The organism is Sulfitobacter sp. CW3, assembly GCF_019392245.1.
Lineage (GTDB): Bacteria > Pseudomonadota > Alphaproteobacteria > Rhodobacterales > Rhodobacteraceae > Sulfitobacter.
Genome location: NZ_JAHXRL010000012.1, coordinates 53512 through 78598 on the forward strand (window position 1 = coordinate 53512; position 25087 = coordinate 78598).

Sequence of the window (25087 nt, forward strand, 5' to 3'; positions counted from 1 at the left end):
ACCAGACACCCCGTCTGGGTTGAGTTGCATTTACGGCACCTATTGGTGTCGTTGATGGCAGGTCTCCTGACTTGCGGGTCAGCGTTCGCCCGAACCTTCCCAAGCCTAAGGCTCAGTGGTGTTCATCGGGGTCACTCACCGCTCACAGTTGCGGGGGCAGTTACGGTTTCGGCGCTTAACAGCTCTTCCTTACCGTATTCCCTTTTCATCCCAGACGCATGTTCAGCGGCTGGAAACCATCTTCGATACCTTTGCGATATTCGTTGTCGAAGGTCAATTGAATCAACGTAGGCCGCGATAGTGATGCCGCCATTTGTCGGTATCGCAGCATTGATCAAAGTGGGCTCGCAGTCAGGCTTCGCTCCGCGGTGCCTCAACACCGGCTGTTGAAGCGGGGAGGTCGGCGCACCGGCAAAAACAGTTAAATTTCAGTAGCGTAGACCGTAGAGCGAACGGCTGGTTCGAGACCGCCTTCATCGTCGGTGATGCCGCACTGACATTGGGCCGTTCTGAGCCCAAAGTTCCAAATGCTGCACGCTGCACTTATGTCCGCTCCTTTGCGCTGATGAAAATGTGAAAGTGACGGGTCCTTTCGATACGGAAACTCAACCAAGTTGTAATCGCAACACCGCCCTGTAACCGTAGAAATACGGATTGGTGTTTGCGCCCACACCTGTAATGAATGCAAATGCCTGTTTCATACTCAAAAAATTTCTTGCGATACGCTTTGCTATGGGCATTTGCTATCATACTCGCGCTCAGCGGGTTAGCGCTTTTCGAACGGCAGAATTTGGTCCGTGAACTGACGGTCAAAAGTGCGACGCTGCATCGCTTGGCCTCTCAGCGGGCCGATCAGCATGATGCACATTTGACATCTTTGTCTGCAATTTTTGTGGCTGGTGGGGTGGAGCGGCAAGATTTATTGCTGGATGTCGCCGCAACGATCACGCGCTTTTACCCACGTATTACGTCGGTGAATGTCGTTCCATATGACCAGTTCCAACCGATGATAGAAACGCAACCCGGTCTGTCTTTACAGGCAAGGGAACGTGTCGTTGAATTGGCGCGCCGTTCGACCGGAGCGTTGGAGATAGGGCCAATGCCAGACCTGCCGGATCACTACCTGCTTGTGAAACGCACACCTAATTCCGACGTGGCGCAGCATGGTTTGGCGCTGGTGATCGACGCCCGCGCGCTGATTGCTACAGATGATCCGTTTTGGGACGCGCCATCGGCGTCTTTGCGTCTTTCCACACCGGACGGCCAAACGGCATTGGTGGGTCAGGTTTCACCGGCTGGGACCGGGTTTTCCAAACCTCTTGGCAGTGTGTCGCAACCTTTGGTGTTTGAAACCTCCTTAGCCATCGCGCTGTCTGATCTCTTCCCGGTTGGGAAAGCGGTCTCTGTCATAGCACTGGTCACGGCGCTGTTTTTGTTAGGGGCCTTCGGTTTCAAGCAACGCGCGCGCACCAAAGATGCAGAGAACCGCGCCAAGTTAAGCGCCCAGGAAACGCGGCTGGCCCATGCGTCGCGCGTCAACGCAATGGGTGAAATGGCCAGCGGCATGGCGCATGAATTGGCCCAACCGCTGACGGCGATCCTAAGCCAAGCACAGGCTGGCCGTCATTTGGCGCGGCGCGGTGATGTTGAACGTCTCGGCACAGTGTTGGACGACACGGTATCCCAAGCACAGCGCGCAGCGAATATCCTCGATCGCCTGCGACGCTGGAGCAAACCGAACCGTGCCCCATCTGAGACCTGTTCTGTCCATGAAGCCGCCCAAAGCGTTCAAAACCTGCTGGCACTGGAGGCAAAGACGAAGGGGGCTATGATAATACTGTCATTGCATGATGATCCCCTCTTTGTTGACGCTGATCCGGTCGAGCTGGAACAGGTTGTGTTTAACCTCGTGCGCAACGCGCTTGATGCCTCGGACGCGGCACAGGTCACGATCAGCACGCATATTGATGGGCCCCTGGTCATTTTAGATGTCAGCGATACCGGGCCGGGGGTGCCTGATGACATCAAAACCCGTATCTTTGAACCGTTCGTGACGGGCAAGCCGGATGGTACCGGACTTGGCCTCGCGCTGTGTCAAAGACTGGTTGAGGAAATGGGCGGTGACATCATACTGTTGGATAACACTGACCAGACCACTTTCCGTCTATCCCTGCCGCTCTCAAACAAGACGGGGGCAACATGAGCAATCACGTCTACCTCGTTGATGATGATGAGGCCGTCCGCAATGCTCTTAGTTTGCTGCTGGAAACCGTTGGACTGAAGGTGCGCAGCTTTGCATCGCCAGAAATATTCCTTAGCCAAGCGCCAGACCTGACGCCGGGCTGCCTGATCCTTGATATCAGGATGCCAGCGATTTCAGGCCTGAAACTGCAAGAAAGGCTGAACGACCAAGGCGTGTCATGGCCCACTGTTATTATCAGCGGACATGGCGATATCGAGGCGTGTAGGCGCGCGTTTCGAAATGGCGCAATTGATTTCCTCAGCAAGCCCGTGGACGAGCAAGACCTGATCGACGCGATACAAAAAGGCCATGCGGAGCTTGAAACCCGCAGGCAGGCATCAGCAGAACGCGCCGAGGCGGTGGCTTTGGTGCGCCATCTGTCCGCGCGTGAACAAGAAGTCCTTGGGATGATCGCAAAGGGTCTGACGACCAAGCAAATCGCTGACGCGTTGATCCTGTCACCCCGCACAGTTGAAAGCCACCGCGCGGCCATTGCGGCCAAGGTGGGGACGTCCTCGGCGGCGGAATTGACCCGTTATTGGTTGGATGCACAGGCAGACTAATACACTGATCAGTAGAACTACGGACACCTTTGCGGATGCTACGAATATCGCCGATCACAGCGGCGAATTAGAACTGGAGCATCAGTTCAACAAAAGGAAATATACAATGATCCGTTCCATCGCATTTGCCACAGCTCTGCTGACACCCGTAGCAGCCTTCGCCCAAGACCTGCCCACAGCTCCTTACTTGCCGCTCGATATGGCAACCACAGCCGCGCAGGCTGCCGTCGCTGCATGTTCTGCCGAAGGTCACAACGTCAGCGTCGCAATCGTTGCGCGTAGCGGTGAGACCAAAGTGCTTTTGCGTGCCGACAACGCGGGCCCGCACACAGTCGGGTCCAGCACCGGCAAAGCGTTCACATCTGCCAGTATGGGCCGTGACACAGCAGGTCTTGCGGGCTTTATCGGTGGAAACCCTGAGAATGGTGGACTGCGCGATATGGACAGCCGTCTGGTCATTCAGGCTGGTGGCCTGCCCATCCGGATCGGTGGCGCATTGGTCGGTGGCATCGGTGTCGGTGGCGCACCATCTGGCGCAATTGACGAGACATGTGCCCGCGCAGGTCTTGACGCAATCGGTGCTGAGTAAACCACACGGCCTGTCCCTTGCTGGGGCGGGCCCCTCTATTTGAAAGGTAACATCATGCTTCGTTCTCTCCTACTCGCCTTGGCAATTGGTACCTCTGGCTTGGCGCACGCGCAGACAGCCCCGTCTGCATCAGACATCGCGTCTTACACAGGTTTGCATCTTGCTGCCCATGAGGGCGATGTGGATGAGATCAACCGTTTGATTGCAGCAGGTGCTGATGTGGACATTCGTGATCGGTCACAGCGCACTCCCGCACATGTCGCAGCCTTCGCTTCACTTGATGATGCTCTGATCGCACTGGCACAGGGCGGCGCGGATATGAACGCGTTGGAAAACCGCGTCTATGACGTGCTGACCATCGCAGCTGTCGCGGATGACTCTGAAATGGTGTCGCTGGCAATGGAACTAGGGAACGCCCCGGACCTGATCACCAGCGTCTATGACGGCACCGCCCTTATTGCCGCAGCCCACCTCGGACATCACGCCGTGGTAGCGCGTCTTGTCGAGGGCGGCGCACCACTGGATCATATCAACAATCTGGCATGGACGGCTTTGATAGAGGCTGTCGTACTGGGCGACGGCGGCCCTGATCATATCAAGACGGTGCAAATCCTCGTCGATGCGGGTGCAGATAAATCCATCGGAGATCGCGATGGCGTCACACCGTTGCAACACGCCACTTCACGCGGCTACGCCGAAATGGTCGAAATCCTGAAATAGGAGGTTTGGCGATGTCGTTACCAAATCGTGCTATTTTGAATACTGCCGTGCCCACCAAGCTCATTGCAACCTCCCCAAGCAGCCGTTGACGCAACCGCAGCGAAAGGGCGCTTCGTCCGCGACCTGTAAATTCATGGTTTCAGAATTGCTGCGCGCTGCATGAACGGCGACTGTTTCCGCTGCTCGGCAGCATGAAATTTCACGCCTTTGCAGAGATCTTTGTGCTGCGCGCGCATGCAGCGAGAAAATCCAAGGTACAGGTTGGGCTGATTGTGTTGAAAAACTCCGTTTTTGGGTCTGATCGACGAAATTTGTCGCTGTACAGCGTGACCAGGTTTTGGTGGCCAGGGGTTCGGTTAATTTGGCCTTCTGCCGCTCCTGTGTCAGCTCACTGCGCCTCATGAGCGATCTCATTTTACTTTTTGATATGATGGGTTTTTGCCGGAAAATCTCGACATCTGAACTTTAGAGTTTTTCAACAAAATCGGCTCATTTTCCTCTTTCGCTGCGCGCCGCACGAACGGCGGCTTATGGTTCTGAATCTCATTAATTCAGTCCCATTATATACGAATTCCGAAGGAAATGTCGGATCTTGTAAATGATGAGACCGAGTTTGCAGCAAGAACAAGGTCTTGCCAGTTTTCAATGTTGAGACTCAACAGGTTTTGCTCTTTGATGCTGCAAAGCAATAGTCGGATATTAATGTAGGTCGCGACAACGGAGCATATGGCCGAAAAAGCAGATCTCGAGATCACCACACCTTTGGCTTGCTTGTACCCCTTGCCTTGTGAGTTGATGAAAAAATACCTTGAAGCTCTAGTGGGTAGAGGTCTTAGGTCTTCGAAAACGCCGTTTCTTATATCACGACGTTCGCCAAACAAAGTTGGGAAAATACACTATGCTGACCAGACGTCATTTCGTGGTAACCACAGCCGCCCTCTTTTCTGCGCCGCTTGCTAGTTCTGTTTCTGCTAAAACTTGGCCGACCGCATCGCAAAAGGCCGCTTGGGATGCGCAGGTAACCCCATTTGGATTCGATTTAGAAACGACCAATCCTTGGGGTTTTAACTCCCGCTTCCTTCCCCAGCGGGTTGCAGCAAACGACGGCCTGACACCGGGCGATATCCACGTAGATGCCGTCGCGCGCTACCTCTATCACGTTGAGCAGGGCGGGACCGCGATGCGTTACGGTGTGGCAATTGCGCGAGGCAATTTGTACGAGCCGGGCACCTATACTATCCGGCGAAAAGTTGAGTGGCCACATTGGACGCCAACCCAATCCATGATCGCTCGCGAGCCGGAGACCTATGAACAATTTGCCGATGGGATGGAACCAGGACCGTCGAACCCTCTGGGATCACGTGCCATTTATCTATTTGTTGGTGATCGCGATACCTATCTCAGGATTCACGGTACTCCGTCTCCGCAGTCGATCGGCGGACGTGCGAGTTCCGGATGTGTCCGGATGGTGATGGCCCATATCAACGAACTTTATCCCAGAATTGAACTTCGATCGACGGCATACCTATATTCAGCTGAAGAAAGCGTAACTTCTTCAAGCTGAGTAGATGGAGCTGTCTGATAAATTGACCAAGCCTGTAAAAGTGTTGAAGGTTTCCCACAGGCTTGGTGATTTTTTCGGGTTCATGTAATTGACCTATACTGCTGGCGCAGCACAGATCGGATTTCCACGGGAGCTTCGTAGAGGCACTAAAGTTGTTTCAACGGGTCCAGCGTGTAAATACCAATAGCAACTGTCTTCCGGCACTAGGCGCGCAGACTGGAGATCCTGATCACGTGCCGCCATAGCAGCTACAACTTCTGGTATTTGGCGCGTTTGCGAAGTTTCGGCTGGATTATTGAAGGGGGTGGAGCACGCCCCCAACACCAACGTAGCTGCAACTATTGCGCCGGTTCGAATATACATCTGTAAAATTTCCTTACTTTAGAATAGCTTCACTTGAGTTCCGACCTTGGCGAGACCGAACAGTTCTTCGATGTGCTCGTTGTAAAGACCTATACAGCCATTTGACGATTGTCTGCCAATCTTACGAGTATCGCCAGTTCCGTGCACCCTGTAGTATTGCCAAGACAAATAAAGTGCATGAGTTCCTAGTGGATTGTCCGGTCCTGGTGGCCAAAAGTCTGGCCACTCCGGATTACGCTCCTTCATCGAGGGCGTTGGTCGCCAGCTAGGGCCATCCACTTTACGAATAACTTCGGTATAACCGCGCCGCGTCAACTCCTCTGTCAGTGGCACGCTGGACGGATAGAGTTTGTAGATGCTTTCGTCTTCCGACCAGAATTGAACCGCACGGGAGTCGATGTCACATAGGATTGCACCATTTTTCAAGTCAGTGAAATGATCTTGCCATGAGACGATCCTGAACCCAGAAATATTGCTTCGCACCGCCGGTGCAGTTAGACTCTCAGTTGTCTGTGCCATGGCCTTACTCGTTGCGAGAACCAATCCACTTGCCGCTGCACAAAGGAGTGCAGTCCGACGCGTGAACAATCTGTCATTAGCTTGTTTCATCAAGAAAACCTCTGGTCTTGTTATTTTTACGGTTTTAGGACCTCCACCAGCTAGAGCTTCAACACAGCGTCACTCACAAACCCGTGAGGCCGAAAGTCGTCAGGGTATTAGAGAAACCTGCGGGTTGTTCGGAGGTAGCCTCGGTATGAGTCCCCGTAGCGATCAATCAACCAGCGCTCTTCAGCGAAGGGCGCGAGTGCCAATGCCGTAACGCCGGTGATAATCACCGGCCACGCGAGGATCGAGGCGGAGAGCAATCCGATCCCGATAAGGATCACTATGTCAGCCACATACTGAGGATTGCGGGAGAACCGGTAGAGGCCACGGGTCCGCAGAACGCCTTCATCGCCACTCGTCGCCGCCATCCCAAGCTGCATCACACCGGACCAGACGACGGCATTGCCCAGAACGATCAGACAAAGCCCCAGACCCCAACGTATGATCCATGGAAAATCGAAAGCACCCCATTCCAGCAGACCCAAAGCAATTGTGGACCCGAAGCCGACGCAAGTAAGTGCCCAGACGACGGTCTTATGAGCTACTGTCGAGTGAACCGGCGGCCAGACACGTCGCTCCGGTTGGAAGATGGACCAGATTATCCCCACGACCAGCAGAAGATTGGCCGCACATCCTAAAACGAGAACCACGGTTTTGAGGTCACCCATGACCATACTTTTCTACGTCTTGATGTTTGGCTGCTGAGCGTTCAAATTCCAGCGTCGAATGGTCGATCCCGAATTCCTCTTCTAGGCGGGTCTTGATTGCCGTCTTGATGCTTTCGAGGTCATCCCAGCGGCCGACGGCGATCACGACATGGGTATCGAGCGCAGCGCGATGCTCCTGCATCTGCCAAAAATGCGCATGATGCACTTCCTCGACGCCATCCACTTCTTCCACGGCTGCGATAACCTCTTCCGTATCAATGTCAGGCGGGCTGCCCAGCATCAGGGTGCGGATCGGGCCGCCGATCTCGCTGAAGGCGAGCCACAGGATATAAGCCGCAATTCCGATGGTGATCGCGGGATCAACCCATCGGATGTCGTAGAGAAGGATCAAGACACCGCCGACGATGACCGCCACGGACGCCAGCGCGTCGCTGAGGTTGTGGAGGAACAGCGCCCGGATGTTCACGCTGCCTTTCTGCATCGAATAAGTCAGCCACGCAGTGAGGGTATCGATGAACAGCGCCACACTGCCCAGAATGACCACGGTCCAACCCGCGACTGCGGGTGGATCAACAAAACGCATTGCGCCTTCGTAGACCAGATAAAGGCCGATGATGATCAGCGAGGTATAATTGATCAGGGCGGCTACAATCTCGACCCTGCCATATCCGAAGGTCATTTTCGCATCGGCCGGGCGGCGCGCGATCTTGCGTGCGCCGAACGCGATGACGAGTGATGCCATATCTGAAAAGTTGTGGATGGCATCCGCGATCAGCGCCAGGCTGCCGGAGAGTATTCCCCCGACGATCTGCGCAACCGTCAGAAGGCCGTTCGCCCAAATGGCGACCGCGACCCGCCGGTCACCTTCCTTGGGCTCCATATGGCCATGATCATGCGGCATGAAGCGTCCTTTTCTCTTCGGGTTTGTTCATAAAATCACCTCTTCGAGAGAAAGGAGGAGGAGAAAGCCAACGAAAAACATCGCGGTGACCCACGGACGGTCAGGAGTTTCGTGGGCTTCCACCAGCAATTCTTCGGTCACGAGATAGAGCAGAGCAATCAGTCCAAAGCTCAGAAAGCCCGTGATGTAATGGGCCGGAAGGCTGGCGATTGGCGTTGCGATGAACGCACCGACGGGCAGGAGGACAACCAGCGCGGCGATGATCAGAACGATCCGCATCCGGGATTTCACCGTCTCCGAAAGCTCGGTGGTGACGGCCAACCCTAGGAAAAGAACCTCAACGCTGAGCGCGATGGTCAGCAACAAACCAGCCTTGGCCCCAGCAGCAAAGGCAATCCCAAGCACAAGGCCGTCGATCAGGATATCGACGCCAACGAGCGTGAGCAGCCCCGCTGGTCCTTTGATAACTCTTTCTAGCTGACGGATGGCCAACATCACGCCGATCCCAGCAAAGCCGCCGACAATTGTCGCGATCGGAGATCCACTATGTGCGATATCCGGCATGATTTCACCGCCGCAGCGGCAAAGACGACACCTGCTGCAAAGTGCTGAATAGCACTGACCAGCGTCGGTCCAGGCCGCACATTGACCGCAACGACGGCTCCCAGAATCGCGACCGCGGCCGGTATTAGCGTATAGACCCAGGCAGCAGTCATCTCTTATCTCCATGTACCGTTTCATGGTGTTCGCCGTGTGTGTCCCGCAGGATACCGATGCCGCCCCATGCCGCGATGCCAGCCACCGAGACCCCGACAACGAGGTCGGGCCAGTTGCTGCCCAACCACCAAACGAGAGCGCCCGCGATCAGGATGCCGCCGTTCGATGCGAAATCGTTGAGGCTGAAGGTGTTGGCGGCCCGGATGTTCACGTCCGGCTCCTTCAGTCGCCCGAGCAGCCAGATGCAGGCGAGGTTGACGACCGCAGCGACCAGCGACATGGCGATCATCAACGGTCCGAGTGGTTCGGACCCCCCGTCAAAGCGTCTCCAGGCGTCGATCAAAATTGCTATGGCAAAGATCAGCAGCAGTCCACCGGATACGTTTGCGGCACCCCGTTTCCACTTCGACGACCGGGACAAGGCAAATAGGCTGATACCATAGACGAGACTGTCGGATGTGTTGTCTAGGCCGTTGGCGATTAGGGCGCTGGAATCGCCGATGGCTCCCGTAGTGAAGAACCCCGCCGCAATTCCGAGATTGAGTCCGAGAACAACCCAGAGCGTCTTACGCTCTTTCTCCGCTGACCCGATAAACTTATTTTCGACCATCGAACCGACAAACTTTCCATTTTCTCGAAAAGGCTTGAAAAGCCCGATTGTAAGCAATCAGAACGTAGATAGAACCTCTAGTTACTAGAGGTTCAAGAGAAATCTTGGATAAGCTTCATGCCCCAATCTGGTCGTGCTCGGTCAGACATTCTGAATGGTCACGCAGGACCTCCAGAACCTTGCACTCCGCAACGCTGTCACCGTCACACTCGGCGACCATGCGTTTCAGCTCTCTCTTGAGCGCTTGCAGACGCTTGATCCGCTGTTCGACTTGGTGGAGTTGCCGACGCGCGATCGAATCCGCCTCCGCGCAGGATTGGGACGGGTTGTCCGACAGGTCCAGCAGTTCCCGGATGGAATCGAGCGAAAAGCCGAGCTGGCGCGAGTGCCGGATAAAGGCCAGCCGGTCGAGATCCTTCTCGAAGTACCGGCGTTGGCCACCCGCAGTCCTTCCGGCCTCGTTCATCAAACCGATTTCTTCGTAATAGCGGATCGTTTGAACCTTAGTTCCGGTTCTCCGCGAGAGTGTTCCAATTGCCAGCATTTCCGCTCCTTTAACTCTACAGTGTTTGTAGCTTATCGGTGGGCCAACTACCTTGAAAAGGCATTGGCTTCACATTGCCGTGACTTCCGACAATAAAAAGTAACTTTTTGCTTGAACCTCTATCTGCTGTAGCTTGTATCCCGCCACAGACGAATTGGATTAGGTGAGTGGCGCAAGCAATGAAGAAGGTCCGGATAGCTCTTTGGTCGGCGGTGGTTATCGCTGCCGCGGCGACTGCTGCGCTTTGGATGACCGAACGCAATCAAGGACCGGTCGCCGCGCGTGTCGATCCCGAAGCCGAGAGATTTGCTGCGGATTTCGAGTTGACGGACCACAATGGAATGATTCAGGCCGACGAGGATTTTCGCGGACGCTGGATGCTCGTCTTCTTCGGTTTCACGAACTGCCCGGACGTCTGCCCTTTGGGTCTGGCCACCATCGCACAGGTCATGGATGATCTGGATGCGGAAGGTGCTGCCGTGCAACCGTTGTTCATCACGGTCGATCCGGAACGGGATACGCCAAGCGCTTTGGCCGATTATGTACCCCAATTTGGACCCGGAATTCTCGGGCTGAGCGGTTCCACGGAACAGATCGAACGTACTGCCGAGACCTTCAATATCTACTACCAGAAGATCGAGGAAGCCTCTTCGCCTGACGGCTATACGATGGGGCATACGTCGTCCTTCCTCCTGTTCGATCCGGAGGGTGAATTTGTCCGCATTTACGAATACGATCAGGCCCCGGCAGTCATTGTTTCGGATCTGCGCGAAAGGATCGGCACATGACTGCTGGTTCAGACGCCGGGCGTAACGGCACAAGCCCGGTAGCCCTCCTTTTTGCGGCATGGCTCATTGCCCTGTCCGCGTCGCTTGCCGTCCTCTTCATCGGTGAGGTTCTGGGGCAGGCTCCCTGCAATCTGTGCTGGTTCCAGCGTGCGTTCATGTTCCCGCTCGCTATCATCCTCGGCGTGGCGGCGTGGCGCGCCGACCTCTCGATCTGGCGCTATGCCGCGCCTCTAACCGTTCTGGGTGGTGCCATCGCCCTCTACCATTCCCTGCTTTACGCCGGGATCGTGCCTGCGCCGATCGTGCCCTGCACCGCGTCCGGGCCCTCCTGCACCGATGACGCGATGCTGATCCTCGGCCTGCCAATCCCTCTGCTCTCCCTGCTGACGTTCGGGGCGATCCTTGTCCTTCTCATTCAACTTCGACGGATATCAACATGAACCGAAAGACATTTCTGCTCGCGATACTCGCTCTGGTGCTGGCCGTTTTCGTGGCTGGTGTTTGGTTCGTATCCCGCCCCGATCCGACCCCGGTGGCGACAGCCGCTCCGCTGGAGCAACAGGATCGTCTCGTTCGGTCCTATTCTCCCGTGCTCGGGCGTGAGGATGCTCCAGTGACCATCGTGGAGTTCTTCGACCCAGCCTGCGAGGCCTGCCGCGCCTTCCACCCCATTGTGAAGCAGATACTGGCGCAATACCCCGACGATGTCCGCGTCGTCATGCGCTACACGCCGTTCCACGGCGAGGGGTCCGAGCTGGCAATCAAGGTGCTGGAAGCGGCCCGGTTGCAGGACGTTTTTGTTCCCGTGCTAGAAGCGTTGCTTGAAAATCAGCCCGCCTGGGCCTCTCACGGCGCTCCGGCAGCTGAGCGCATCATGGAAATCGCCGGAGCGGCGGGCTTGGACACAGACGCCGCCGCAAATCAGATCATGTCACCCAGCATCGTCGGCGTCCTCAATCAGGACCGGGCAGATGTCGAAGATGTCGGAATCCAGAGCACACCGACGTTCTTCGTTAACAGCAAGCCTTTGTCAGAGTTCGGTGCGGAGCAGCTTTTATCGCTCGTACAATCCGAAGTCGAGGCTGCGGCAACAAACTAGAATGAACAGGAGAACCGACGTGTTCAAAACCTTCGCAAAGGCATTTCAAAGCCTGTCTGTCGCTCTTCTGATGGGCCTGCCATTGGCAGCCTCAGCGCAGCAAATGTCAGAGGACGCCTCGATTGTGGTCGAGAAGCCGTGGGCGCGCGCGAGCCTTGGAACATCGCGGCCCGGCGGGGCCTATCTGACCGTTCGAAACGAAGGCAGCGAATCGATCTCCTTAATCGGTCTTCGCGCGGAGATCTCCGGCATGGCCTCGATCCACGAAACCAGAACCAATTCTGACGGCGTCAGCAGCATGGCTCCGGCGGACGATATCGTGATCCCGCCCGGGGGCATGATCGCCCTTGAACCCGGCGGATATCACGCCATGCTGATGCAACTGCAATCTCCGCTCGTCGAAGGGGAGACCTTTCCGCTAACCCTGCTCTTTTCTGACGGAACGGAGCTTGAAATCACCGTCCCGGTCCTTGGCATCGGCGCACGCGGCCCCGAAGGCTGAACCGGCTGATGATGAGTGTGGCCAAAATCGCAGCGATCGGCGCGGCGGCAGTCTTTGCCGCCCTGTTCGTCGGCTGGTGGCAGGTCGATGGGCCTGGAGCTGACCCCGCGCCGGGTAAGCGGCCCATGCCGCTAACCTCGATGGACTTCAGCTTGACCGATCAGGATGGTCAGGAGGTAGGCCCTGAAACCCTCATCGGCCACCCCAGTCTGGTCTTCTTCGGCTTCACCTACTGCCCCGACGTCTGCCCGACGACCCTCTCGGATATTTCCGGCTGGCTCGACGAGCTTGGGCCGGAGGCCGAAGATCTGCGCACCGTTCTTATCACCGTGGACCCGGACCGCGATACGGTCGAAACCATGGCCGAGTATGTTTCCTACTTCCATCCGCAGATTCAGGGATGGACGGGCTTACCCGACCAGATCGCCGCTGTCGCCGAAGACTTCCGCGCCACCTACGAGAAGGTCGAAGGTGAAGACGGCAGCTATACGATGAACCACACTGCGGGTGTTTTCCTATTCGATGCGACGGGCCGCTTCGTCAGCATCATCGACTATCACGAACCACGCGAATTCGCCGTGCCGAAGATTAGGCGCGCGATGCAGGACAGAGCCGAGGGGGCAAAATCTTGAAACTGAGACATATCGTACTGGGAACGACAATGGCCGCGGCAGCGGTCGGCACGATGGCGAGCCGGGCTTTGATCATGGAGGCGCCACCCGAGAATATCGTTTCCGAGGCTCCGGTGGCCTTGGACAGTCCACCAGAACCTCTTGGTGGACCGGGCGTCTTTATATCCGGCGATACGATGCCGAGTATCCTCCCGGCTGCATTTCAGCCGCCTGACTTTCCCGCATTCGAACGGGCCGAGCCAGACAATCTGTTGGCGCTTGTTCAGGCCCTCGCCATGCCACCTTGGGAGAAGACCGTCGAGGCGGGTGACACACTGGACGTGCTTCTTTCCCGCGCGGACATGGATGCGCAGACGCGGACTGAAGTCGCGCTGGCACTGGCAGTTGAATACGACCTGCGCCGCCTTCGACCCGGCCATCAACTCAGCGTCGGGTATCGCACGGATGGCACACCGTCTGTCGTGACATTGTCCGTCGACGAGGGCGTGCAGATCGAGGTCACCATGGACGACACCATCGTCGGTCGGACGGTAACGCCAAGCGCGTCGACGATTGAACGCGCCGGTCAACTGGAGGTGAACGGGTCGATTTACGCTTCGCTCGACCGGGGTGGCGTTCCGGCCCGTTTCGCCGTCGATCTTGCCCAAATTCTCGGAGACACCGTTGATTTTCGCCGAGACCTCCAGGGCGGCGAAAGCCTGAACATCCTCTGGGGTCAGACCGTCCTTCCGGACGGTTCGGAGATCGGCCAGCCGCTGATGTCCTATGCTGCGCTCGATCTGGGGGACGATCAATTCGAGATCGTGTGGACGGATGAAGACAATGGTCGTGCGACGGTCTATCTGAACGGAGAAGTCCTGCGGACGGTCGCGCCGCCGGTGGAAGGCGCAAGACTGTCGTCGGTCTTCGGGCAGCGCAAGCATCCAATCTACGGAAATATGCGGATGCACACAGGCGTCGACTACGCCGCCGCTGCGGGGACGCCTATAGCGGCCACCGCGCCGGGACGGGTCTCCTTCATCGGATGGCGGAGCGGATATGGCCGGGTGGTCGAAATCCAGCACGGGTCAGATACGATGACCCGCTACGCGCACCTCAGCGCCGTGCCGGAGGGTCAGGCCGTCGGAAACCGCGTACTTGCGGGCGAAACGATTGGCCAGGTCGGTGAGACAGGCACGGCGACAGCTCCGAACCTTCACTACGAAGTGCGCGTGGACGGCCGACCTATCGATCCGCTCGGGGAGGAATTGCTCGCCTCCGCGGAAAATTTCGACAAGACGGATGCCGCTGAAATCCTTGAAGTGACGCGCACACGGTTCGTGACCGTTCTCCGCGAAGACACATGATTGATTTGAAAGGAAGTACGATGAAAAACAGGTTTCGAACCTTGGCCGCTGCGACCCTCATGATTGCTGCCGCGACGGCAGTAACCGCCCAGACCGCTATCCACGTCGGAAAGACGCGCGGCTGCGGATGCTGCCTTGCATGGATGGACAGATTGTCTGAGGCTGGGTTCAGGCCGGAAGGCGAGAATTTGGGTGGCCTTTTGGTTCCGCTGAAAATGGAACGTGGCATTCCAGTCAATATGTTTTCTTGCCATACAGCAACTGTCGAGGGCTATACGATCGAGGGCCACGTTCCGCCAGCCGACATCACCCGGCTTCTTGAGGAACGTCCCGACGCCATTGGTCTTGCCGTCCCCGGCATGCCTATCGGCTCGCCCGGCATGGATTTTGGCGACAGTGCCGAAGCCTATGACGTCTTCCTATTGAAAGCTGACGGCACCACCGAAATCTTCTCGTCCTATCCGGCAAGTTGAGTTGGAACAAATTGCAACACTCTCTCCTGTCGCGCTCGGATTTCTAGGAAGTCTTGCCGCCGGTCTTATGACCGCTGTCGGGGCGACCCCAGTGCTTTTCGGCAAGACACCTTCACGCAAGTGGCGTGATATTTCACTTGGATTTGCCGCAGGCGTCATGCTTGCCGCATCGTTCTTTTCCCTCATCATCCCGGCGCTCGACGCGGCTGAGGGGCGATATGGAGACGGGGCAATTCCGGCGCTGATTGTTTGCGCGGCAATTTTGATGGGGATGGGCGTGGTTGCCCTAATGAACGAATTGATTCCGCATGAGCATTTCAGCAGTGGCCGTGAAGGTCCAGAAGCCGTCTCGCTGCGTCGCGTCTGGCTTTTCATCATCGCCATCACGATCCACAACGCGCCAGAAGGTCTCGCCGTCGGCGTCGCTTTCGGAGCGGATGGTTTCACAGGCGGATTTCCCGTCGCCCTCGGCATCGGATTACAGAACGCGCCCGAGGGTCTGGCCGTGGCGGTTGCTTTGCTGGGCGAGCGATACTCGGCGGGCCGCGCCTTCGGTATTGCGGCACTGACCGGTCTGGTCGAACCCGTCACAGGTTTTCTGGGTGCGGCGGTGATTGTCGTGGCCCAGCCACTTCTGCCATGGGGTTTGGCTTTTGCAGCGGGCGCGATGCTCTATGTCATCAGCCATGAAATCATCCCTGAAACGCACCGCAGCGGCCACCAGAAACAGGCGACGACCGGGCTCGCAATCGGCCTCGTCGTTATGCTTTTCCTAGATGTCTGGTTGGGGTGATCCATGGCAATTCGTTCCATTGGCGTGTGCACGGCTGTCGCGGCGCTTGCCGCCGACCAGGCGTCGAAAGCGTTCGTACTTGCGAACGCCGAAACGCTCGCTTCCGGCGTCGCTGTATTCCCCGGCTTCAACCTGATCTTCCACCGCAACTACGGCGTGACCTTTGGGTTCTTTCAGAATGCGCCGTCGTGGGTCCTTGCAATGGTCGCCACCGCCGTCGTTCTGTTCCTCGTCGTTTCACTGATCCGGGCAACGCGCGCAGCCGAGGCGGTTGCCTACGGCATGGTGATCGGCGGCGCTCTTGGGAATATCGTAGATCGTCTTCGCTTTGGCGGCGTGACCGATTTCCTCGATTTCTATCTCGGGATGGCGCACTGGCCCGCGTTCAACCTTGCGGATGTCTTCGTGGTCTGCGGCGTCGGGGTCTTGCTGATCGTTGCGGGACGGGAAAAGATCGCGCCATTAAAAACATCAAGATAAACGCGGTGGTTTCGGAAGGCATCATCGCTCCCGGCGCGTTGTTCGCCCTGATCTTTCTCGCACGAATTTTATGAACCGCGAGCTACAGCCGGTACGACACTATGCAAATATGTCGATCGGCGTCCCGTCCCGCACCATCGCATAGATATCTTCGATCTCGCGGTCAGACACCGCGATGCAACCCGCCGTCCAATCGGGTTTGATCGCGTCGATACCGGGTCGTGGCCCGCCGTGGATGAAAATGTCGCCGCCCGGCTCACGCCCCTGGGCCGCAGCAAAGGCGACATCGGCCTCGTTTGGATAGGAGATGCCGATGGAGAGATGGAACAGACTGTCGGGATTGCGGCGGTCAACTGTATAGGCCCCCTCGGGCGTTTTCCCATCACCCTCGAACTGTTTAGGCCCCTCCGCCGCAAAACCGAGATCGATCCGGTAGGCCTTCAGGACCTGGGCATCGTTGAACAGGAACAGGTTCCGGTCGCCCTTGAACATTTGCAGCCGGGTCACTTCGGGTCCGTCGTAGGTCCGGAACTTGCTCGCGCATCCTGCGAGACCGAGAGCCAGCCCGCCCAGAACCGCAGCGCGTCGTGTCATTGTCATCATGTCGTCCGCTCGATCTTTTATGTGTCTACTCATATCGGTGTCGGTAAGCCTGATCAATCAATGGCCGTGCGCGAGGGCTCCCTGCGCCATTTTCTCTCCCACTTTCTCTCCTCCGGACGGGTCCGGCCGATCCTTTTTGGCCCGAAGAAGCCTCAGTGCGTTCGCGACAACCAGCAGCGACACGCCGACATCCGCAGCGATGGCACCCCACATTGTCGCCATGCCGAACGCCGTGAGCCCGACGAACAGCGCCTTGGTCGCCAGTGCGATGCCGATGTTCTGGCGGATGATGTTCATTGTCCGGCGCGAATGCCCGATCAGCCACGGCACCTTGGAAATATCGTCTGTCATCAGCGCAATATCGGCCGTTTCGATGGCTGCATCCGATCCGACCGCGCCCATGGCGATGGCGAAATGCGCGCGCGCCATGGCCGGTGCATCGTTCACACCGTCGCCGATCATTGCCACGACATCATAGTTAGCGACAAGCTCCTCGATCGCCGTCACTTTGTCTTCTGGCAGCAGTTCCGCGCGAACCTCGTCGATGCCGACTTCCGCCGCAACTGCGCGTGCCGTGCGTTCGTTGTCGCCGGTCAGCATAATGATCTTTTTCACGCCCTGGGCATGCAGGCGTGCCACGACCCCCTTCGCATCCGGGCGGATGCGGTCGCGTAGTTCGATCAGGCCCAGCAGGTGGCTCCCGGAGCCCACGGCCACAAGCGTACTGCCCGCTCCTTCAATCCGCTCCAGTAGATCGCGGGGGATTGCGTCACCGAGACCTTTCTCGGTCGCAAAACGATCCGAACCGAGCCAGACGGGTTGGCCCTCCCACGTTCCCTCGACGCCGCGACCCGGAACCGTTTTGGTGTCGGTGGCCGCCGACTGCTTCAACCCGTCGCGCTCGCCGCGCGCCAGGATGGCCCGCGCCAGTGGATGCGATGAGCGGGCTTCCAGAGCGACAGCGGCGCTCAAAAGGTCGCGCTCGGCCGTGCCGTCCAAGGGATGCAGGCCCGCGACCTCCGGTTCGCCCATGGTGATCGTTCCGGTCTTGTCCATCGCCAGCGCCGTCATACGCGACGGGGCCTCGACATAGGCACCGCCCTTGATCAGCACGCCGTTGCGGGCCGAGGCCGCGAGCGAGGCAACAATGGAAACGGGTGTGGAGATAACCAGCGCACAGGGGCAGGCGATCACCAGAAGGACCAGAGCGTTGTAGAACCAGTAATTCCACGCCCCCGCGAATAGCAGCGGCGGACCGACGGCGATCAGAACCGCCAGCACCATGACGATGGGCGTGTAAATGCGGGCGAATTTCGTGACCCATTGCTCGACCTCGGCGCGCCGCGAATGTGCGTCGCCCACCATGCGAATGATTTTCGAGAGCACCGTGTCGCCTGCGGCTTTGGTGGCCCTGACCGTCAGCGTGCCGTCGCCATTAATTGTGCCAGCGTAGACCTCATCGCCAGTTTCCTTTGCCACAAGGGCGCTCTCACCGGTGATCGGTGCTTGGTCGACATCGCCGCGACCCTCCGTGACTTCGCCATCGAGAGGGATACGATCACCGCCGCGCACCACGAAGCGGTCACCGATCGCAACTTGGGCCGCAGGAACATCGGCCTCCGAACCGTCGTCACGTATGACGCGCGCCGTCGGTGGTGCCAGATCGAGCAACGCCGAGACTGCATTACGAGCGCGACCCACGCTCCAGGATTCCAAAGTCAGAGACAGTGCGAAGAAAAAAGCGACAGTAGCCGCTTCAAAAAACTCACTCAATCCGATCGCACCGGCTACGGCAACGATCATCAGGAGGTTCATGTCAGGCGACAGCCTACGCGCGGCGGACCATGCCTTGGGGGCGACCAGCCATGCTCCGAACACGACCGCCAACATGAAAAGCCCCATCTCGATCAGCGGCATTGACGTCTCTCCGTGGCCGGAGAACAGCCGCAGCGCGCCTCCGGCTCCGGTTTCGAAGATATGGTAGAGAAACCCTGCGGCCCAGAAACCACCACTCAGCCCGGTGAACAGGCGTTGTCTCGCGAAATGGGCCGCTTGGTCAGCTTCTGCGCTCTCGGCGTTCCACATCTTGGCGCTCATGCCTGTCGAGCCGACGATCTTGATGATCTTGTCGTCGCTGAGCGGCTTGGCGCTTTCGAGGATGGTCATGCGTCCGTTGATCACGTCGAACGCAAGATGCTCGCTGCCGCCGACTTCCGGACCGATGACCTTATTCAGGATCGCAACTTCCTCGGCACAGTCCAGCCCATTGACGCGAAAGCTGCGCCCGGCGGACGGGGGAGGTGCTGCCACCTGCGCAGTGCCTTCGGCCGTCTGGCCACAACAGGGTTTCGAGTGGGCGTCTTGGGCTGCATCATGGGGCATTTCAGAATCCTTTCACCGGATGATTTCCTATTCTAGGAGCTTCAGCAACTAGAGGTTCAAGGATTTTCTTCGAACACCGTTTATTAAGCCGAGACGGTGCACATATCTGAAATTGAAAAGAATGTCCTGAAACACCCTCAACCATAATGCTGCCAAAAACGGTAATTTTTGGGACAGCGCCTCCAAAGTGGATTTGCTTTTCGAACCCTTTTTGCCTTTGTTCCGTAACGCAGCAAAAGTCTGCTAGACGGTTTTTTGAAGCGGCCTTGTTAGGTGCGCGGGCATATGACTGGCAACAATGAAACATTACGCAACTTTGAAACGTTTGCGAGACTGGGCTCGTATGATCAAGCACGATGTCGTCGCGCTATATCTTGCCGCTCGCGAACCGCGCGTGCCTTGGCTTGCGAAAATTATGGCAGCTTTTGTGGCGACCTATGCTCTCAGTCCAATCGACCTTATCCCAGATTTCATCCCGATCGTTGGCTACCTTGATGACGTGATCTTGGTGCCTCTCGGCATTCTCTTGGCGGTTAGACTTGTACCCGATGACCTAATGGTCGAGTTCAGGATCGAAGCAGATTTGCGTGGTTCGAAGCCAATAAGTAGATCCGGAGCAGCAACGGTTATCGTGATCTGGCTGGTTGTCGCTGCTGTCGCAGCGTGGTGGTTCCTTGGACCGTTTGTTTGAACCTAGTCTTACATACGACTGCGGCCAGCTTGTTCGCTCAGTCACATTAAAGGAATATTTCAAAAACGCTCCTTTTTGGTACGATATGATACCCGTGCTGGGCACACACCGACACTGACGAAGTGTAATAAGGCCGCATCTTGATTCTGGAATTATTGCTCCTAAATGCTTCGACTTATGTTCCGGTTCGACATGGATCGTAACCTTGGCTTCATCTGAGAGGGTTTTCAAAGACTCCTCTATCCGGTCACATATTTCATGAGCTTGAAAAACAGTCGTTTCACCGGACATAACCAGATGGAAATCAATAAATATTGCCGCCCCTGCGTGGCGTGTTCGAAGATCGTGTGCTTGCATTGCGCCATCCAATTGCAACGCAATGACTTCACGGATCGTATTTAATGTCTGCGCTGAGACGGCTTCATCCATCAGGCCGCTCAGAGACTCTTTGACAATCTTCGAACCTGACCAGAGGATGTTGATGGCCACAAGTGCGGCTAGTGCCGGATCCAGCACCCACCATCCTGTTGCAACAGCCAGAATAACGCCAACGGCGACCCCGACAGAGGTAAGAACATCGGTGATCAGGTGTTTTCCATCAGCCACCAAGGCTGGTGATTTTTGCGCCCGTCCACGCGTGATCAGCACCCATGCCCACAGTCCGTTTATGACTGTCGCTGCCATGTTCACAAGAAGCCCTTCCACCGGGGCATCGAGAACGACGGGCTGGATGAAGCCGTGGTATGCTTCCCGAAAGATTAGCAGTGCAGCCACGATGATCATGACACCTTCGAGAACCGCACTGAAGAATTCTGCCTTGTGGTGGCCATATGGGTGATTGGCGTCAGCAGGCTTGGCCGCGATATGGATCGCTATGAGCGCGGCGAACGCTGTTGCGACATTGACCGTGCTTTCAAGTGCGTCTGATAAAAGTGCAACCGAACCAGTTATCCAGTAGGCGAGGACCTTTAATCCCAAGACAGCAAAACCGACGAAAATACTGCCAATTGCAAGCTTGATAGTTGTCATATTGGCTGCCTCTCCAGTCTTGATAACTTTGTGAGCGATACGTGAACTGGTACTCTTGTTGAGCCTCAGGGTAGGGCGGTCATCTCATTTCCTCCAGCATCTTTTCGCGAAACACTTCAGCGGGTGTCTTCCATCCCAAGCATTTTCGAGGCGTGTTGTTGAGGCGATCACAGATCTCTTTCATGTCCTGATCAGTCATCGACTTAATATCGCGCTTGCGAGGCAGCCAGCGTCTAGCGCGCCGATTGGTATTCTCGACGGTACCTTTTTGCCAGGGTGAAGAGGGGTCACAGAACCAAGTCTGCGTACCGATCTCAGCCTGTAGATGCGGCCAGTTCATGAACTCGCTGCCACGATCAAAGGTGATCGACCGGCGCGCGACGAGAGGCAGAACTTTGATCGCTTCGATGATCTTTCCCATGACCGGTTTGGTGCGCTTGTTCGGATTCTTGAGGATGACGGTAAAACGGCTGACGCGTTCAACAAGAGACGTCACATTCGCTTGGCCAAGCTTTTGTTTGAACAGCATCAAATCGCCTTCCCAGTGACCGAACTGGCGGCGATGAGCCACGTCATCGGGGCGGAACAAGATGCTGACATCACGATGGAACTTAGGTTCTCGGCGGCGTCTCGTTCGGCGCGGCCTGCGGGCGACACGGTGGGTGGGCAGATACCACCATAGATCGTCGCGCATGCCTTCCTTGGAAGTAAATGTAGCGGTAGATCGTTTCCTGACAGACCCGAAGTGGGGCTTGTTCCTGGATCATCCGATTGCCAATTTGCTCCGGCGTCCAGCCGTCTTTGATCCGCTCGATTACGCGTTTGCACAGTTCGGGATACTTGATCAGCTTACGATCCCGCACGCGCCGATCCGCGGTCATCAACTGAGCGGCATCGCCGTAGTATCCATCGCATTTTGGCATGCTTTTATCGCTGAAATGATTGCGTCTCAGCTTGCGAAAAATCGTCGACCGACAGCGCCTCAGAACCCGCGCCATCTCATTAACAGGGACCTTTGCGTGTCTCCAGCGTTCTATTCTGCGTCGTTCTGTGATACTCAACTGCGTATAGATCGTTTCCATATCGATTCCTCTCGTCAGATAACATATTGTTTTCTAACAAGAGTCGCAGTTGAAGGTAGCGCGTAATGTAAAAAATCGCATAAGAACTGTTATGTTAAATAAGTTAGACTTGCTGACCTAAATAATCACGATTCAATCCTCCCGACAGCCCATATCATTCATAAATGACGTTCTGACAGACACCATCTTTCCACATTGGGACAAGTGCGCCCGTGTTCCATTTATACAGCCACCCGACAACATCTCGCGTGTCCCGATCAAGGATGAACTTGATTGGTTCTGCGTGCTGTCGTTGTTTTACTTCCTGGCGAGCGGTCTTCGTAGTGGCTGATACATTAGGTCCGGTCGATTTGGTCGATGCATTGATAGCAGTTGTCATGATGAATCCCCCTGAATTTGCGGCGAAGAAATGCCTAAAAATTTGGTTTTTGACTTCTGCATTTGGCAGCAGGAAGTACCCGTACTAGTTGTGAATAGAATTTCTGCATAAGCACGACAAAGAACGCAAAATTGCGCAGGGGAACGAAAATTTGCCTCATAACAGCCTGATAAAGAACGGTAAGTATTTTGTTGCACCGCAGAATTTCTCCGGCAACTTCAAGGCGCTTTTTTCCCGCTTGGCTGCGGAAGGTGCTGGACGTCCTGTAGACCAGCAAGGCTTTGCTGACGGCCCTTGGACTGCGGACCTGCTCGTCGAAGCAATTTCGGCCATTGATGTAAATCGTGACGGTATAGAACTGCGGACCGTGCAAGTATGGTTTCAAGATAATGATCATGGCATCAGTTCCACCAATATCCGGTGGCTGGCACGAATCTTTGGGTGCAACGATCCTGAAGCCGCAAGCCTATGGCAAGCTGAACTGACAGCGGCAAAAGAAAGGCTGACGAACGAGAGAAAAGCGGCAAAGAGGAAGCTGGCAACCGAAGCGTTGGTGGAAGAGACCGAAAAACTCAATGTTCTTACTTTTCCGATACAAGGATTTAGCCTTGCAAGGCGTTCAGAAGCAATTTTTTCTGGATCTCCGCTAGACTTACCCTCTAATATTTTTGCAGGGGCCGTCGCGCTTGGGTTTTCGTCATATTTTCTGGGTATTCACAACGTAACCTATGGCGATACGGATGCGACCTTGAAGCAAGTTGGTTTCCTCTGGGCACCAAACTGGACGTTCTTGTTTATGGTCTTCCTGCCGTTGTTTTGTGCGTTCGTCATTGAGCTGCTTGTTTTCTGGAAAAATGAAGGCCGTTTGACGTTTTTAACGGAAGCTGAACGAACGAGCAGTGCGGGTGATTGGGCACGTAGGATTAAAGGTTCATCCTACACGTATTGGTCTGTTTTTCTGATATGTATTGGGTTTGCTGGCCTTTTTCAGTGGATAGGTGTTCGCTTTGTGTCGTTATCGAGCGGAGGGGGCGACTACGCTATCGACTGGGGAACATTGGCACTTGTACGTCCAGACGTCATATCAGTGCCGCAAGCCTTGGCATTCACTGGTTTCGCTTACCTATACATGTGTTTTTGTTTCTATCTGCTATTTGCGGGTCTCATTTTGCTATACACGCTAGCCTACGACCTTTGGGACATTGCCAGCCACTCTGACGTTGCCTCAGAAGAAGACACTCATGAAGTCAGCCTGAGAGTAATGCGTGGTATATTCCGCTGCACTCTATTGGGGATCATGGTTGCAACCTGTATGAAGTTACAAAGCTTCTATTTAACGTCGAGCGGAACAAATATCCTACGTTGGCTGGTTGAGGACATGCTTTCTGTATTGGGGGGATCAGAGGTGTTGAACCCTGAGAATACATTCCGCAGACCAACACACTACACCAGCTTGTTGGTTACTTTGGCGACGTGTACCCCGTTTTTTTATGGTTCCATCAGAATTGGTCTCGGTAGCTCGTTTCATGAGGCTTCGGTGAAAATGACGGCAATCGTCGCACTACTCGCCATCGGCTATTTGATGATTGGTGCTTTCGCTGGTTTTTCGATCCTACTTTGTGTCGGATTATTGGTCGCTGTGTACGGCCTCTTCGATCCAGCTTTAGGAAAACGGACAGAGAGCAAACGGAAGGACAATCAGGTTGTATCATAAATGGTTGGATAATTGGGACGAACGGCGGGCGCAGCGCGGCGATGACGTGAAGCATACAGCGGATTTCGAACTTGATGCGGAGGTTGGGTTTTCAGTGGCGACAAATGCAACAGGTATCGCAGAATTTTGCGATCTTGCCGACGCAGCCGTCGCCAATACGACCTTCTACGATGATCCTTGTGGAGACACGCTGGGTTTTGAAATGAATGAAGATTGGATAAAGTTCCCATCGGGCATTTCAACTGACGTCGAAGTAAACAATGTGGTTTGGGCGAAGGTGACAGACAGCGGTTCCCATGACCACGCTCTAGTGGTTTTTCATCATTGGAACGCGAGTACACGAAACCGCCAAATTGCCAACTTTTTCTCGAAGCGAGGCATCACGGTTGTTGAGATCGCTTTGCCCTACCATTTCGAGCGGAGCCGCCCTAACTCTACTCACGCAGACTACATCCTTAGTCCAAATCTTGGTCGTACAATTCAATCAATGAGACAGGCAGTATGGGATGGGCGAAAGCTCACACGTTGGTTGAAATCAGAAGGATATGGCGAGATTTCGGTTCTTGGTATGAGTTTGGGTTCATGGGTTGCGGGTCTGGTCGCGGCACACGAAAAATCTGTCCGAAAGGCATCGCTATTTCTCACGGCGGGAAGCTTCGCGGATTTTGTATGGACGGGTCGCGCAACCCAAAAGATACGCAAGAGCCTTGAGCTTGAGATTGACTTAGCTAATCTCAGGAGGGCATGGGGTCCAATCAACTTGGAGAATTACGTGGACAGGCTTGCACGGCCTGATCTCGATCTTCATGTTGTTTTGGCTAAGAGAGATACGGTTGTACTGCCAGAGGTATCGAAGCAGTTCATGGATAGGCTAATAGAAGCTGGAGCAAAACCAAGCATTTTGGAGCTGAATTGCGGTCATTATTCGTTAGCATTACCTCCCCACATCCTCGTTGCTGGATGGGGTTTGAAACGGCTACTTAAGCGCAGCCATTGAGTGATTTTCT

26 protein-coding genes, 2 pseudogenes and 1 riboswitch are annotated in these 25087 nt (G+C 55.7%); of the genes and pseudogenes, 17 read left to right on the forward strand and 11 right to left on the reverse strand.

All coding sequences use genetic code 11. From position 1 onward, the window contains the following. Positions 1 to 38: 38 nt before the first annotated feature. Positions 39 to 256, reverse strand: a riboswitch (cobalamin riboswitch). A gap of 612 nt (positions 257 to 868) precedes the next feature. The 5 genes from KZZ06_RS19155 to KZZ06_RS19175 all read left to right on the forward strand — a co-directional run bounded on the left by KZZ06_RS19155 (position 869) and on the right by KZZ06_RS19175 (position 5678). Continuing rightward, entirely contained in the window at positions 869 to 2203 is a 1335-nt protein-coding gene (locus KZZ06_RS19155) for a sensor histidine kinase (protein ID WP_257884482.1), read from the forward strand. Beyond that, positions 2200 to 2805 carry a response regulator transcription factor gene (locus KZZ06_RS19160; protein WP_219581612.1) on the forward strand — a complete coding sequence of 202 codons (606 nt, stop codon included), beginning with the start codon at positions 2200 to 2202 and terminating at the stop codon, positions 2803 to 2805. The genes KZZ06_RS19155 and KZZ06_RS19160 overlap by 4 nt, the downstream gene beginning before the upstream one ends. Before the next feature lie 106 nt (positions 2806 to 2911). Next, positions 2912 to 3394: a heme-binding protein gene (locus tag KZZ06_RS19165; RefSeq protein WP_219581613.1), complete on the forward strand. Its 483-nt coding sequence runs from the start codon at positions 2912 to 2914 to the stop codon at positions 3392 to 3394. A 54-nt stretch (positions 3395 to 3448) separates the two neighbouring features. Continuing rightward, the gene (locus KZZ06_RS19170; RefSeq protein ID WP_219581614.1) at positions 3449 to 4114 is read left to right on the forward strand and encodes an ankyrin repeat domain-containing protein; all 666 of its coding nucleotides are present in this window, start codon (positions 3449 to 3451) and stop codon (positions 4112 to 4114) included. A gap of 898 nt (positions 4115 to 5012) precedes the next feature. Next, entirely contained in the window at positions 5013 to 5678 is a 666-nt protein-coding gene (locus KZZ06_RS19175) for a L,D-transpeptidase (protein WP_219581615.1), read from the forward strand. Positions 5679 to 5771: 93 nt separating this feature from the next. Here the strand turns inward: KZZ06_RS19175 and KZZ06_RS22615 are convergent, their stop codons facing one another. From KZZ06_RS22615 to KZZ06_RS19205, 7 genes are all read right to left on the reverse strand, one after another. Next, a complete protein-coding gene (locus KZZ06_RS22615; RefSeq protein WP_257884483.1) occupies positions 5772 to 6041 on the reverse strand; it encodes a hypothetical protein in 270 nt (89 codons plus the stop codon). Between the two features lie 18 nt (positions 6042 to 6059). After that, complete coding sequence (locus KZZ06_RS19180) at positions 6060 to 6560, reverse strand: L,D-transpeptidase (protein WP_219581616.1); 501 nt, start codon at positions 6558 to 6560, stop codon at positions 6060 to 6062. Between the two features lie 197 nt (positions 6561 to 6757). Next, positions 6758 to 7315 carry an isoprenylcysteine carboxylmethyltransferase family protein gene (locus KZZ06_RS19185; protein WP_257884484.1) on the reverse strand — a complete coding sequence of 186 codons (558 nt, stop codon included), beginning with the start codon at positions 7313 to 7315 and terminating at the stop codon, positions 6758 to 6760. Beyond that, a complete protein-coding gene (locus tag KZZ06_RS19190) occupies positions 7308 to 8216 on the reverse strand; it encodes a cation diffusion facilitator family transporter (protein WP_219581618.1) in 909 nt (302 codons plus the stop codon). Before KZZ06_RS19190 ends, KZZ06_RS19185 begins: the two co-directional genes overlap by 8 nt. A gap of 27 nt (positions 8217 to 8243) precedes the next feature. Continuing rightward, positions 8244 to 8780 carry a ZIP family metal transporter gene (locus KZZ06_RS19195; protein ID WP_257884485.1) on the reverse strand — a complete coding sequence of 179 codons (537 nt, stop codon included), beginning with the start codon at positions 8778 to 8780 and terminating at the stop codon, positions 8244 to 8246. 148 nt (positions 8781 to 8928) lie between these two features. Next, positions 8929 to 9543 carry a cation transporter gene (locus KZZ06_RS19200; protein ID WP_219581619.1) on the reverse strand — a complete coding sequence of 205 codons (615 nt, stop codon included), beginning with the start codon at positions 9541 to 9543 and terminating at the stop codon, positions 8929 to 8931. A 115-nt stretch (positions 9544 to 9658) separates the two neighbouring features. Beyond that, positions 9659 to 10087, reverse strand: a complete 429-nt coding sequence (locus tag KZZ06_RS19205) for a helix-turn-helix domain-containing protein (protein WP_219581620.1) — start codon at positions 10085 to 10087, stop codon at positions 9659 to 9661. A 248-nt stretch (positions 10088 to 10335) separates the two neighbouring features. Between KZZ06_RS19205 and KZZ06_RS19210 the strand changes: the two genes are divergently transcribed. The 9 genes from KZZ06_RS19210 (at position 10336) to lspA (ending at position 16200) form a co-directional block, all read left to right on the forward strand. Continuing rightward, a complete protein-coding gene (locus KZZ06_RS19210; RefSeq protein ID WP_257884491.1) occupies positions 10336 to 10875 on the forward strand; it encodes an SCO family protein in 540 nt (179 codons plus the stop codon). Beyond that, positions 10872 to 11315 (forward strand): disulfide bond formation protein B, encoded by a 444-nt coding sequence (locus KZZ06_RS19215; RefSeq protein WP_219581621.1) that lies wholly within the window; start codon positions 10872 to 10874, stop codon positions 11313 to 11315. The genes KZZ06_RS19210 and KZZ06_RS19215 overlap by 4 nt, the downstream gene beginning before the upstream one ends. Next, positions 11312 to 11974 (forward strand): thioredoxin domain-containing protein, encoded by a 663-nt coding sequence (locus tag KZZ06_RS19220; protein ID WP_219581622.1) that lies wholly within the window; start codon positions 11312 to 11314, stop codon positions 11972 to 11974. Before KZZ06_RS19215 ends, KZZ06_RS19220 begins: the two co-directional genes overlap by 4 nt. Positions 11975 to 12044: 70 nt before the next feature. After that, positions 12045 to 12476 (forward strand): copper chaperone PCu(A)C, encoded by a 432-nt coding sequence (locus KZZ06_RS19225; RefSeq protein ID WP_219581636.1) that lies wholly within the window; start codon positions 12045 to 12047, stop codon positions 12474 to 12476. 8 nt (positions 12477 to 12484) lie between these two features. Further along, complete coding sequence (locus KZZ06_RS19230; protein WP_219581623.1) at positions 12485 to 13108, forward strand: SCO family protein; 624 nt, start codon at positions 12485 to 12487, stop codon at positions 13106 to 13108. Next, a complete protein-coding gene (locus KZZ06_RS19235) occupies positions 13105 to 14454 on the forward strand; it encodes a M23 family metallopeptidase (protein WP_257884486.1) in 1350 nt (449 codons plus the stop codon). Before KZZ06_RS19230 ends, KZZ06_RS19235 begins: the two co-directional genes overlap by 4 nt. 20 nt (positions 14455 to 14474) lie before the next feature. Beyond that, positions 14475 to 14927 (forward strand): DUF411 domain-containing protein, encoded by a 453-nt coding sequence (locus KZZ06_RS19240; RefSeq protein ID WP_219581624.1) that lies wholly within the window; start codon positions 14475 to 14477, stop codon positions 14925 to 14927. 10 nt (positions 14928 to 14937) lie between these two features. After that, complete coding sequence (locus tag KZZ06_RS19245) at positions 14938 to 15720, forward strand: ZIP family metal transporter (protein WP_219581638.1); 783 nt, start codon at positions 14938 to 14940, stop codon at positions 15718 to 15720. 3 nt (positions 15721 to 15723) lie between these two features. Then, on the forward strand, positions 15724 to 16200 hold the full coding sequence (gene lspA, locus KZZ06_RS19250) for a signal peptidase II (protein WP_219581625.1): 477 nt from the start codon (positions 15724 to 15726) through the stop codon (positions 16198 to 16200). Positions 16201 to 16299: 99 nt separating this feature from the next. Here the strand turns inward: lspA and KZZ06_RS19255 are convergent, their stop codons facing one another. Then, complete coding sequence (locus KZZ06_RS19255; protein WP_219581626.1) at positions 16300 to 16803, reverse strand: murein L,D-transpeptidase family protein; 504 nt, start codon at positions 16801 to 16803, stop codon at positions 16300 to 16302. A gap of 57 nt (positions 16804 to 16860) precedes the next feature. Next, on the reverse strand, positions 16861 to 19185 hold the full coding sequence (locus KZZ06_RS19260) for a cation-translocating P-type ATPase (protein ID WP_257884487.1): 2325 nt from the start codon (positions 19183 to 19185) through the stop codon (positions 16861 to 16863). Between the two features lie 415 nt (positions 19186 to 19600). Here KZZ06_RS19260 and KZZ06_RS19265 point away from each other — a divergent pair, with 415 nt between their 5' ends. Further along, positions 19601 to 19876, forward strand: a complete 276-nt coding sequence (locus KZZ06_RS19265) for a YkvA family protein (protein ID WP_257884493.1) — start codon at positions 19601 to 19603, stop codon at positions 19874 to 19876. Positions 19877 to 20026: 150 nt separating this feature from the next. On the opposite strand, the pseudogene KZZ06_RS19270 reads toward KZZ06_RS19265, so the two are convergent. Both KZZ06_RS19270 and KZZ06_RS19275 read right to left on the reverse strand, forming a co-directional pair. Next, positions 20027 to 20905: pseudogene (locus KZZ06_RS19270) on the reverse strand (cation diffusion facilitator family transporter); the annotation flags it as partial. A gap of 79 nt (positions 20906 to 20984) precedes the next feature. Next, positions 20985 to 21987: pseudogene (locus KZZ06_RS19275) on the reverse strand (IS30 family transposase). Positions 21988 to 22517: 530 nt separating this feature from the next. On the opposite strand from KZZ06_RS19275, the gene KZZ06_RS19280 reads away from it, so the two are divergent. Together KZZ06_RS19280 and KZZ06_RS19285 are read left to right on the forward strand one after the other, a co-directional pair. Next, positions 22518 to 24080: an RcgA family putative transporter gene (locus KZZ06_RS19280; RefSeq protein ID WP_257884488.1), complete on the forward strand. Its 1563-nt coding sequence runs from the start codon at positions 22518 to 22520 to the stop codon at positions 24078 to 24080. After that, positions 24070 to 25077 carry an RcgR family putative quorum lactone hydrolase gene (locus KZZ06_RS19285; protein WP_219581628.1) on the forward strand — a complete coding sequence of 336 codons (1008 nt, stop codon included), beginning with the start codon at positions 24070 to 24072 and terminating at the stop codon, positions 25075 to 25077. Before KZZ06_RS19280 ends, KZZ06_RS19285 begins: the two co-directional genes overlap by 11 nt. Positions 25078 to 25087 lie beyond the last annotated feature (10 nt).

Coding starts and splice junctions, on each gene's coding strand:
- KZZ06_RS19190 (WP_219581618.1), bottom strand. CDS start 8,216: ATGCCGCATGATCATGGCCATATGGAGCCCAAGGAAGGTGACCGGCGG.
- KZZ06_RS19185 (WP_257884484.1), bottom strand. CDS start 7,315: ATGGGTGACCTCAAAACCGTGGTTCTCGTTTTAGGATGTGCGGCCAAT.
- KZZ06_RS19170 (WP_219581614.1), top strand. CDS start 3,449: ATGCTTCGTTCTCTCCTACTCGCCTTGGCAATTGGTACCTCTGGCTTG.
- KZZ06_RS19200 (WP_219581619.1), bottom strand. CDS start 9,543: ATGGTCGAAAATAAGTTTATCGGGTCAGCGGAGAAAGAGCGTAAGACG.
- KZZ06_RS19205 (WP_219581620.1), bottom strand. CDS start 10,087: ATGCTGGCAATTGGAACACTCTCGCGGAGAACCGGAACTAAGGTTCAA.
- KZZ06_RS19220 (WP_219581622.1), top strand. CDS start 11,312: ATGAACCGAAAGACATTTCTGCTCGCGATACTCGCTCTGGTGCTGGCC.
- KZZ06_RS19175 (WP_219581615.1), top strand. CDS start 5,013: ATGCTGACCAGACGTCATTTCGTGGTAACCACAGCCGCCCTCTTTTCT.
- KZZ06_RS19225 (WP_219581636.1), top strand. CDS start 12,045: ATGGGCCTGCCATTGGCAGCCTCAGCGCAGCAAATGTCAGAGGACGCC.
- KZZ06_RS19180 (WP_219581616.1), bottom strand. CDS start 6,560: ATGGCACAGACAACTGAGAGTCTAACTGCACCGGCGGTGCGAAGCAAT.
- KZZ06_RS19230 (WP_219581623.1), top strand. CDS start 12,485: ATGATGAGTGTGGCCAAAATCGCAGCGATCGGCGCGGCGGCAGTCTTT.
- KZZ06_RS19255 (WP_219581626.1), bottom strand. CDS start 16,803: ATGATGACAATGACACGACGCGCTGCGGTTCTGGGCGGGCTGGCTCTC.
- KZZ06_RS19265 (WP_257884493.1), top strand. CDS start 19,601: ATGGCAGCTTTTGTGGCGACCTATGCTCTCAGTCCAATCGACCTTATC.
- KZZ06_RS19195 (WP_257884485.1), bottom strand. CDS start 8,780: ATGCCGGATATCGCACATAGTGGATCTCCGATCGCGACAATTGTCGGC.
- KZZ06_RS19210 (WP_257884491.1), top strand. CDS start 10,336: ATGACCGAACGCAATCAAGGACCGGTCGCCGCGCGTGTCGATCCCGAA.
- KZZ06_RS19240 (WP_219581624.1), top strand. CDS start 14,475: ATGAAAAACAGGTTTCGAACCTTGGCCGCTGCGACCCTCATGATTGCT.
- KZZ06_RS22615 (WP_257884483.1), bottom strand. CDS start 6,041: ATGTATATTCGAACCGGCGCAATAGTTGCAGCTACGTTGGTGTTGGGG.
- KZZ06_RS19165 (WP_219581613.1), top strand. CDS start 2,912: ATGATCCGTTCCATCGCATTTGCCACAGCTCTGCTGACACCCGTAGCA.
- KZZ06_RS19260 (WP_257884487.1), bottom strand. CDS start 19,185: ATGCCCCATGATGCAGCCCAAGACGCCCACTCGAAACCCTGTTGTGGC.
- lspA (WP_219581625.1), top strand. CDS start 15,724: ATGGCAATTCGTTCCATTGGCGTGTGCACGGCTGTCGCGGCGCTTGCC.
- KZZ06_RS19215 (WP_219581621.1), top strand. CDS start 10,872: ATGACTGCTGGTTCAGACGCCGGGCGTAACGGCACAAGCCCGGTAGCC.
- KZZ06_RS19160 (WP_219581612.1), top strand. CDS start 2,200: ATGAGCAATCACGTCTACCTCGTTGATGATGATGAGGCCGTCCGCAAT.